General features: G+C 63.9%; 10 protein-coding genes. 2 read left to right on the forward strand and 8 right to left on the reverse strand.

The genetic code is table 11. From position 1 onward, the window contains the following. The first annotated feature begins 68 nt into the window (after positions 1-68). A complete protein-coding gene (locus ABQX22_RS06035) occupies positions 69-605 on the forward strand; it encodes a sterol desaturase family protein (RefSeq protein WP_349797501.1) in 537 nt (178 codons plus the stop codon). Here the strand turns inward: ABQX22_RS06035 and ABQX22_RS06040 are convergent. The 5 genes from ABQX22_RS06040 to fni are packed head-to-tail and all read right to left on the reverse strand — an operon-like array spanning position 535 to position 6,461. Continuing rightward, positions 535-1,488 (reverse strand): phytoene/squalene synthase family protein, encoded by a 954-nt coding sequence (locus ABQX22_RS06040; protein WP_349797503.1) that lies wholly within the window; start codon positions 1,486-1,488, stop codon positions 535-537. The two genes, ABQX22_RS06035 and ABQX22_RS06040, sit on opposite strands and share 71 nt — an antisense overlap. Beyond that, on the reverse strand, positions 1,485-2,975 hold the full coding sequence (locus tag ABQX22_RS06045) for a phytoene desaturase (protein ID WP_349797505.1): 1,491 nt from the start codon (positions 2,973-2,975) through the stop codon (positions 1,485-1,487). Before ABQX22_RS06045 ends, ABQX22_RS06040 begins: the two co-directional genes overlap by 4 nt. Then, entirely contained in the window at positions 2,972-4,138 is a 1,167-nt protein-coding gene (gene crtY, locus ABQX22_RS06050; protein ID WP_349797507.1) for a lycopene beta-cyclase CrtY, read from the reverse strand. The genes ABQX22_RS06045 and crtY overlap by 4 nt, the downstream gene beginning before the upstream one ends. Next, the gene (locus tag ABQX22_RS06055) at positions 4,135-5,409 is read right to left on the reverse strand and encodes a nucleotide disphospho-sugar-binding domain-containing protein (protein ID WP_349797509.1); all 1,275 of its coding nucleotides are present in this window, start codon (positions 5,407-5,409) and stop codon (positions 4,135-4,137) included. The genes crtY and ABQX22_RS06055 overlap by 4 nt, the downstream gene beginning before the upstream one ends. Continuing rightward, the gene (fni, locus tag ABQX22_RS06060) at positions 5,406-6,461 is read right to left on the reverse strand and encodes a type 2 isopentenyl-diphosphate Delta-isomerase (protein WP_349797511.1); all 1,056 of its coding nucleotides are present in this window, start codon (positions 6,459-6,461) and stop codon (positions 5,406-5,408) included. The genes ABQX22_RS06055 and fni overlap by 4 nt, the downstream gene beginning before the upstream one ends. 209 nt (positions 6,462-6,670) lie before the next feature. On the opposite strand from fni, the gene ABQX22_RS06065 reads away from it, so the two are divergent. After that, positions 6,671-7,576, forward strand: coding sequence for a polyprenyl synthetase family protein (locus ABQX22_RS06065; RefSeq protein ID WP_349797513.1), 906 nt, complete (start codon positions 6,671-6,673; stop codon positions 7,574-7,576). Positions 7,577-7,579: 3 nt separating this feature from the next. Here ABQX22_RS06065 and ABQX22_RS06070 read toward each other — a convergent pair whose 3' ends face one another. The 3 genes from ABQX22_RS06070 to ABQX22_RS06080 all read right to left on the reverse strand — a co-directional run bounded on the left by ABQX22_RS06070 (position 7,580) and on the right by ABQX22_RS06080 (position 9,157). After that, positions 7,580-8,044 (reverse strand): hypothetical protein, encoded by a 465-nt coding sequence (locus ABQX22_RS06070; protein WP_349797515.1) that lies wholly within the window; start codon positions 8,042-8,044, stop codon positions 7,580-7,582. 88 nt (positions 8,045-8,132) lie between these two features. Further along, a complete protein-coding gene (locus ABQX22_RS06075; RefSeq protein WP_349797517.1) occupies positions 8,133-8,807 on the reverse strand; it encodes an HAD family hydrolase in 675 nt (224 codons plus the stop codon). A gap of 41 nt (positions 8,808-8,848) precedes the next feature. Further along, a complete protein-coding gene (locus ABQX22_RS06080; protein WP_349797519.1) occupies positions 8,849-9,157 on the reverse strand; it encodes a putative quinol monooxygenase in 309 nt (102 codons plus the stop codon). Positions 9,158-9,597: the final 440 nt, after the last annotated feature.

The following is a 9,597-nucleotide window of genomic DNA, read 5'->3' on the forward strand; positions in this document are numbered from 1 at the left end:
GTGCAGACCTGTGAGAACGTTCGTGCGCGGTGCGCAGTCTTAGGTACGTATTCGAACAGGTAACTGAAATGGTTTTAAACGCATTGGTGTTCTTCGCCACCGTGGTCGGCATGGAAGGCTTCGCCTTTTACGCGCACAAATACATCATGCACGGCTGGGGCTGGGGCTGGCATCGCTCGCACCACGAGCCGCGCACGGGCTGGTTTGAAAAGAATGACCTGTACGCCGTGGTCTTCGCCGGGGTCGCCATCGTGCTGATCGCTGCCGGCACCCGCGGGGCGCACCCGCTGGAATGGATCGGTGCCGGAATGACGGCCTACGGCTTCCTGTACTTTCTGGCCCACGACGGCCTGGTTCATCAGCGCTGGCCGATGAAATACGTGCCCCGCAACGGTTACCTCAAACGTTTGTACCAGGCGCACCTGATGCACCATGCCGTGGCCGGCAAGGAGCGTTGCGTGTCGTTTGGTTTCCTGTATGCCCCTTCCACCACTCAGCTGCGTGCCGAGTTACGCCAATTGCACGGCGGGCCGCTCAACAAGCGCGATGGGGACGTTGCCACAGGTGCCCATCGCGGGCAGGCCAGCGACGACCACGGGACCTGATCGCCCGCCACAGTCCCTCGATCACCAGCCGCAGTTTGTCCAGCTTCGAGGTGGACACCCGGATGTCCCACGCATGGGCGCCGCGCCGCCGGACCTCCACCCCGATTTCCCGATAAACCCCGCTCGCCGTTGCGACGGCCCATGCCGAACGCCATGGCAATGCAGTCAGCCCGGCTTGAGCGCTCTCGTAGAACGGCTCGGCCATGTCCACCAGCCGTTGGGCCAGCACCGCCACATCTTGTCGATGCGCCGGGTCCGCCAGCCGGTCCTCGGGGATCGTTAACTCTTCCAGCCACGCACCCGGCAGGTAACAACGGCCGACGCCGGCATCTTCCACGATGTCCCGGGCGATGTTGGTGAGCTGGAATGCCATGCCCAGGTCGCACGCCCGGTCCAGCGTCTGCTCGTCGCTGACGCCCATGACCTGCGCCATCATCAGCCCGACCACGCCCGCCACGTGATAGCAGTAATCCAGCGTGTCTTCGATATGCCGATACTGGCGCTGCTGCACATCCATCGCGAACCCCGACAGATGCTCCAACGCGTATCGCTCCTGAATGCCATGGCGCTTGACCACCGCGCTGAAGGCAGCGAAGGCGTCCGTCCTGGCCGGCAGACCGGCGTAGACCGCCTGGGTCTGGGCGATCAAGTCAGCCAGGCGCCGGTTGACCTCGTCCTGACTGACCACTTGCGCCGAGTGCCCTGCTTCCTGACCGTCGATCACGTCGTCACAGTGCCGACACCACGCGTACAGCATCACTGCGCCGCGCCGCGTGACCGGGTCGAACAGACGGGACGCCGCCGCAAAACTCTTTGAGCCCACGGCAATGCTCTGGGTGGCATGGTCGAGCACGGCCTGATCGGTAGTGTCCATCGCCGTCATACGCGCAGATCCTCCAGCATCAGGCCCGCCGTGGCTTTGGCCGAACCAATCACCCCCGGCACGCCCGCACCCGGATGCGTGCCGGCGCCCACCAGGTACACGTTACCCAGGCTCGCGTCACGATTGTGCGGACGGAACCAGGCGCTCTGGCGCAGGATCGGTTCCAGCGAGAATGCCGAACCCAGGTGCGCGTTCAGCTCGGTGCGGAAGTCAGTCGGCGTGAAAATCCGGCTGGTGACCAGGTCTTCCCGCAGACCGGGCATGTAGTGCTGTTCAAGGTATTCGAAGATGCGGTCACGGTAACGCGGCCCTTCCACCTCCCAGTCAATGTCGGCATTGCCCAAGTGCGGCACCGGTGACAGCACGTAATGGCTCGAACAGCCCGGCGGCGCCAGGCTAGGGTCGGTGATGCACGGCGCGTGCAGGTACAGTGAGAAATCCTCCGCCAGCGCATCGCCCTTGAAAATTTCCTGAATCAGCTCGCGGTAGCGTGGGCCGAAGCACACCGTATGGTGCTGCAACTGCGGCTGCGGTCGCTTGAGCCCGAAGTGGATCACGAACAGCGAATTGCTGAACCGCTTGCCGTTCAGGCGCGCGCTTTCCTGTTTGCCCCTTGGATGCTCGCCAAGCAGGTCGGCGTAGGTGTGCATCACGTCGGCATTGGACGCGACGCTGTCGGCGAGGAACTGCCGGCCATCCTTGAGCCGCACGCCGGTGGCGCGGCCGGCGCTGACGTCGATGCTGGCGACGTCGGCGTTCAGCTCGATCCGGCCGCCGATGTCCTCGAACAGCTTGACCATGCCCTGCACCAGCGCGCCGGTCCCGCCTTTGGGAAACCACACGCCCCACTGCCGTTCAAGGGCGTGGATCAGGGTGTAGATCGACGACGTGGCGAACGGATTGCCGCCCACCAGCAGGGAGTGGAAGGAAAACGCCTGCCGCAACCGTTCGTCCTCGATGAAGCTGGCCACCATCGAATACACGCTGCGCCACGCCTGCAGCCGCGCCAGTTGCGGCCCGGCCTGAATCATGTCGCGGAACGACAGAAACGGCACCGCGCCCAGCTTCAGATAGCCTTCGCGGAACACCGCTTGCGAGTACGCCAGGAAGCGCTGATAGCCGGCGACATCCTTGGGATTGAGCGCGTGGATCTGGCGGTCCAGCTCCTCTTGATCGTTGGCGTAATCGAATTGCGTGCCGTCTTCCCAGCACAGCCGGTAAAACGGCGCGACCGGCAGCAGTTCGACGTAATCCTTGATGGATTTCCCGGCCGCGGTGAACAGTTCTTCGATAGCGGTGGGGTCGGTGATCACCGTGGGCCCTGCGTCGAAGGTAAAGCCTTCATCCTGATAGACGTAGGCGCGGCCGCCCGGTTTGTCGCGTTTTTCCAGCAGCGTCGTCTGCACGCCCGCGGCCTGTAGCCGGATCGCCAGGGCCAGGCCACCAAAGCCTGCACCAATCACAATCGCGTTTTTTGCCTGGGTCATTCTGGGTTCTCGTAATGCCGAGGCAGGGTGCGCCGTGCAGCACGCACCGCCTCATTGATCGGGACAGGCGGTTTGCCCGTCAACACGCGCAGCTTGTCGCGCAGGCTGCTTCGGCCGGCGTAAAACCGGCTGATCAGCCCTTCGGACAGCCCATAGAAACGCTGCATGACCTGCCAGCGATCCTGAGGTCGCCCGGCCAGAAACAGCATGCGGTTGAGCAAGCGATAAAAGCGTTGCCGCTGCCAGGCCTGTTGCGCCAGGGAGCGGATGCCGCAGGCCAGTAAATCGGCGTCCAGCTGATGCTGCAGGGCGATCCAGTCCGCCAGTTGCACGGCATGGGGTAACGAATAACCGGTGGTGCAATGGAACAGCCCGGCACGCAGCCCGGAAAGCGGCTGGCCGGGGGCTTCCTGCCAGAAGCGCTCGAAGTCGCCCGCCAAAGTGATCGGCAGCACGCCCTGCTCTTCCCGCAGACAAGCCGCCACCGCCCAGCCTCGGGCGTGCACGTACTCGCTGATGTTCTGCCGCAACTGCTCGGGGGAAAACGAATGCTGATCGACGTAGTGCGTGTCTTCCACCAGCACCGTATCAGCAGAAAACGGCAGGACGTAGACGAAACGGTAGCCGTCGCCCTGGGTCACCCGCGCGTCCATGATGATCGGCGCGTGCAGCCCGTGGGGCGCCTGCAACTGCAACAGCTGACCCAGAAACGCCTGCTGCCCCAGCACCAGATTAGGGCTGGCTTGCACACCGCGCCCATCGATGACGGCGCGGGCGTGCAGGTGCTCACCGCTCTCCAGCACCACCGACCGGGGGCTGATCTCCACAATCCGTTCCCCGGTGCGCAGATCAGCGCCCAGCGCGGCTTCGATGACCTGGGCAAAGCGCTCGGACGTGATGCTGGCGTAGCCGCTGTTCATGCGCCGGGAGCGGTAGGGAAAATGCACGTCGTAGGCCGGCCACATCTTGACCACCAGGGGCTTGATCCACTGATGCTGTTCGGGGCTCAGGTCGCCGTCGTGAAAGGACCAGGTATGGTTGCCGCCCAGATGCGTCTGTTCTTCGATGCACAGCAACCGAAGGTCGGGCCGCCGTTGCTTGAGGCGCCAGGCAATCAGCCCGTTGGCCAGACCGCCGCCTGCGAGGATCAGGTCGTAGGTCATGAGGCGACCTCCGCCAGCACCGGTTGACCGGTGCGCACCACGGCTTCGACGATATCAGCGGCCTTGGCCGTGCCGCCGGCGTGTTCCAGCTCGGCCGCGAGCCGGTCCATGGCCTGGCGCGGATGATCCAGCAGTTGCGCCAGCCGATCGTGAATCTTGCGGGCACGGGCGCGACGGCTCAGTTGCACGCCGAGGCCGCGATAGCTGACCCGCGCGGCCACCCCGGGCTGATCGAAACCGATGGGCATCACCAGCATCGGCGTGCGCGCGACGATGGCGTCCATCACCGTGTTCAGGCCGCCATGGGTCACCACCGCGTCGGCTTTCTCCAGCACCCACTGCTGCGGGGCGAAGTCAGTCACCCAGGTCGCGCCGCTGCGGGTCAGGGATCGGGCCTGAGCATCGGCTAACCCACCGCAATGGGCCACCAGCAACTGAGCGTTCAGCCGGCGACAGGCCTTGGCGATCTGTCGGAACATCCCCAGACGGCCGCCCTGCAGCGTGCCAAGGCTGGCAAAAATGAAGGGCCGGTCTGGATCGATGGGCCAGTTGCCTTCGGTGACCTGACGTGGCAAACGCAACGGCCCCAGCGCATGAAAATGGTTGGGTGTGTGCGCGCGTGGGAAATCGAAGCCGGTCACGGTCTGGCTGATCTGGGCGTAAGGCGAGAGGCATTGGTGAAGACCGTCCCGGCCTTCGATGGCCAGACGCTTGCAGGCCGCGCGGATGACATCGCGCAGCGGGCGTAACATCCAGTCATACACTTTCTGACTGCCGTCATACATGCGCAGGCTGCGCTCGTCGGTGCCGTAGGCGAATGGCATCACGGCCAGTGGCAGTTGCGGTTCGCGATTGACCGGCAATGCGCAGGCCACGGACACAAACGGCAACCCCAGCCCTTCGGCGACCAGCCCGCCTGCCGCTTCCATCTGGTCGCAGAGCATGGCATCGATCCCGCGTTGGGCCAGAGCGGCGGGTAACTCGGCGCATAGCATGGTGGTGCTGGCGCACAAATCGCGAATCACCTGACGTAATCGCAGCGGGTTATTGGAGCTGGCGGCCCGCCGTAGCACCGCGTCGAGGCTACCCGGCGGGTGGCTGTTGGCGCCCAGCGCATGAAAGCCGATGCGCGGGTCGGTCAGCCAGCGTCGGGCATCGGCCTGCTGGAAGAACGTGACCTGATGTCCGCGATCCAGCAGCGCGGCCGCCAGCGCCTGAAAGGCCTGAAAATGGCTGTAGAACGCCGGTGCCACCACCGCGAAATGACTCATGTGCGCGCGCTGTGGGGCAGTTCGGCCGACAGGAACCGGGCGTTTCGCAATGCCGCGAGATCCGCCGAACCGGTGCAGAAACAGGCGATGCTCAACTGGCGGATCACGATCTCGAAGTGTTCGATCACTGCAGCGGTCGACAGGGTGGCGTCACGCAGCACGCCCGCCGCCTGCCCTACCAGGTCCGCGCCGAGGCAGATGGCCTTGGCCGCGTCCACGCCGTTGCGAATGCCGCCGGACGCGATCAGCGTGACGTCCGGCAGCGCGCGCCGCACCATGACCAGGCTGGTGGCGGTGGGAATGCCCCACTGGGCGAAGGCCATGGCCACTTCCCGATCAGCGGGCCGCTGGGCGCGTTCGGCTTCGACCGCTGCCCAACTGGTGCCGCCCAGGCCCGCCACGTCGATGACGCTCACGCCCACCTGGGCCAGCGCCTGGGCCACCGACGCCGAGAGTCCGGCCCCGACTTCCTTGACGATAACCGGCACACCGAGGGTGTCCACGGCCTGGCCGATGGCGTCCAGCACACCGCGCCAGTTTCGGTCGCCCTCGGCCTGCACGGCCTCCTGCAACGGATTGAGGTGAATGATCAGCGCATTGGCTTCGAGGGTGTCCACGGCACGACGCGCCAGGTCCAGGCCGTCGCGCTCCAGCAATTGGGCGGCGCCGATATTGCCCAGCAGCGGAATGTCCGGGGCCAGCCGGCGCAACTCGCGGGTGAGGCCCTGATCGTTGCCGCTGCGCAGTCCGACCCGCTGCGAGCCTACGCCCATGGCGATGCCCAAGGCCTGGGCCGCTTCGGCCAGGTGGCGATTGATGGCGACCGCGCGGTCGGCGCCGCCGGTCATCGAGCTGATCAGCAACGGCGCTCGCAACGCAATACCCACCAGCGTGCTGCGAAGGTCTACGCTGTCCATGTCCAGTTCGGGCAAGGCACAGTGTTCGAACTGCAGGGTATCGAGCCCGGAGCCCACGCCATTACGCCCGACCTGCCTGTCCAGCACGATGTTGAGATGATCATCCTTGCGCCGACTCAAATCGCTTTCGTTCATTGTTACTCCAGTTTGCGTGAATCATTTCGCTGCGCGCGTGGTCATCTAATGGACCAAGGTTGTACAAGACCGGCGATTCGCACAATCTATGTACAACGATAACTGATGATTGAGGCATTCCGGTATCGAAGTCGTTCCGTTTTTTATGCGCCAGGAAACGAAACATCCGGACGGAGTGCTCAACCGCGACAACACAGGTAAAAACACCGATGACCATGGATTTAGGCGCAACCATCGATTACGGCTTTGCCCAACGCCTGTCCGATGTGCGTTCAGCCATCGAAAAGCGTTTGCAGGAGCTGCTGCCTGAGTGTGGCAACGAGCGCGATCTGGTCGCCTTGGCCATGCGCGAATCGACCCTGGCGCCCGGCAAACGCATGCGCCCGATCCTGTTGATCCTGGCCGCTGAAGGCCTGGGGCACCGCGGCGAACAGGCGCTGGACCTGGGCTGCGCCGTGGAAATGATCCACGCCGCCTCGCTAGTGCTGGACGACATGCCGTGCATGGACAACGCCGCCCTGCGACGCGGCCAGCCCACGGTGCACCTGAAGTTCGGCCAGGACGTGGCGATACTCACCGCCGTGGCGCTGCTGAGCCGGGCTTTCGGGGTTATCGCGGCGATCCACGACCTGCCCGCCGCCACCCGCACGCAACTGGTGGAAGTGGTGGCCAACACCGTCGGCATGCAGGGGCTGGTGCGCGGTCAGTTTCAGGACCTGCGCGAAGGGCAACAGCACCGTGGCGCGGACGAAATCGCCCTGACCAACAGCCTGAAAACCGGGGTGCTGTTCGGCGCCATCATGGACATGGCCTGGTTGATCAGCAGCACCGACGAAACCGTCAGGCCGCTGCTGCAGAACTTTGCCATGGAGCTGGGCCAGGCGTTCCAGATGTACGACGATCTGCGAGACAAATGCGCCGACAGCGACAAGGACCAGGGCAAGGACGAAGGCAAGTCCACCTTCGTCTCGCTGTACGGCGAGCAGAAGGTCGGCGAGCAGTTGCAACTGCATCTGTCCAACGCCGAGCGCTACCTGTCGCAGGTGTACGGCAACTCGCGGATGATTGCCGGCTACATGCGGATGATCTTCGAGAAAGCGTCGGTCACCGTCTGAGCCTCACTGGCCGTGCTGGTTGACGGCCTGCTTGAGCTTCGCCCCGTCGGTAAACCGTTCTTCGTGGGTGACCGCGCCGTCCTTGAGCGTCAACCACTGCACCGTGTCCCGGTCACCGCCGTAGCGCGTGGCCACCCGGCCGTCCTGGTCCAGCATGATGCGGTACTTGGCCGAGCGCATGGCCGGGACCGCGACCATCTTGATCAGCGACGGCATCTTTTCGATATCCGCGACGTACACCATGTGGCGGGCCTCCAGATACCCCTCCGGACAATCCTCGATGGCCGCGTTCAGCAACTTGGCGGCGGACATGCTGCGGGCGATCAGCAGCACATCGGCGTCGTTGTCCAGGGTGTAGGCTTTGTCGTGTTGATCGAGCAACGTCCACTTGAAGGACGGCTGGGTGACTTCATCGGCGAGGGCGCTGAAGCAAAAAGACAAACCAACGAGCGTGGCGAGTAGCCGCATAACCAGGAAGCCTTCAACAAGTGGGAGGGGTGTCGGGGGCTGATCTTACGTCAGCCGCCCCGACAGACTCCACCGTCATCACGCCCTTTCAGGGACGGGCGGCAATTTCATCCAGGTGGTTGAGCAGGTCCAGGGGGTCTTCGTACACCCGCAAGGCTCCTGCCCGTTCCAGTTCACTGATGTCGTAGCCGCCGGACAACACGCCGATCCCGGTCGCTTTGCAACGGCGGGCCGCGAGCATGTCCCAGATGGCGTCGCCGATTACCAGGCAATGCTCAATGGGCACATCCATGCGCTTGGCCGCGGCCAGGAACAGGTCAGGGTCCGGCTTGCCGTATTGCACGTCATCGCGGGTGATGATCTTGATGTCGTCGAAGCCAATGCCCAGCGCCTTGAGGTTGATCTTGGCCGTGTCTTTGCCGCCGCTGGTGGCGATGCACCATTCCAGCCCGTCGCGGGTCAGGGATTCCAGCAGCTCGACCGCACCGGGCAACGCGATGATCTGGCCCTGCAGCCGCTCGTAGGCCTCGGCGTGTTTTTCGTCCAGCCGCTTGGCCGTGGCTTCGCTGATTTCGGTGCCGGTTTCCCGGGACAGCGACTTGAGCATCAGGCCGCCGCTCATGCCGATTTTCCGGTGGATCCGCCACATCGCCAGGGGGATGCCTTCGGCGTCGAGGGCTTCTTTCCAGGCGGCCACGTTTTGGTAGACGCTGTCGGTGAGGGTGCCATCCAGGTCAAAGATGAATGAGGTCTGCGGTCGCATGGTGTGCTCCTGCCTTTAAAAATGTGCGTTTCAATGGGCCGTCAGACGGAACTGCCGGGCAGCTGTGTGAGCCGGATTTGTTCCATGGGTTCAGCGAGAATTTTGTTCAGCTGCGGCATGGCCTTGGTCAGGGTCGGGGCCTTCATGTGGGCTTGCAGTGCGGCTTCGCTGTCCCAGGCCTCATAGGACAGAAACCGGCAGGGGTCTTCTTTGTCCTGGAGGACGGCGTAGGCCTGGCAGCCCGGTTCGTTCTGGAAGCCGGGCAGTGCTTCGCGCAGCAGTGCCTTGAGTTCCGATTCCTTGCCGGGCTTGGCTTTCATGATGGCGACGACGTTCAGGGTCTCGGTCATTTTTTCTTCCTCGGCTCGCGCCACTGACACAGTGTTGATGTGTAGCTGACCGCGCGGATCGGAAATGGCTCAACCGGTGCGACTGAGCGGAGGCTTTTGGCGCGATCCCGCGCATGACGCGGTGTCCATTCGCTACTCGGCACGGCCGGTGTCGCGAGATTACGCGGTCCCTTGTAGGAGCTGACGAGCCCGTGCGAGGCTCCGGGGTCGCGCTCGACCGAAGCGGTTTATATGACCCCCCTCGGATGATGTGTATATCCATTATCTAGGGTGTTGCTTATATCGGTTCCGCCCTTACGGCGGGTCACTTTTTTCAAGAGCCAAAAAAGTAACCAAAAAGGCCCTGCTCCCGGTTTGGCCCGACTTCGTCGGGTTCCCTCACTCCGGCGACGCTCCGTGGGCACGCGCCGAACGGACATCCATGTCCTGACGGCGCTTAC

Origin of the sequence: Xanthomonas sp. WHRI 1810A (genome assembly GCF_040202885.1) — a bacterium.
Lineage (GTDB): Bacteria > Pseudomonadota > Gammaproteobacteria > Pseudomonadales > Pseudomonadaceae > Aquipseudomonas.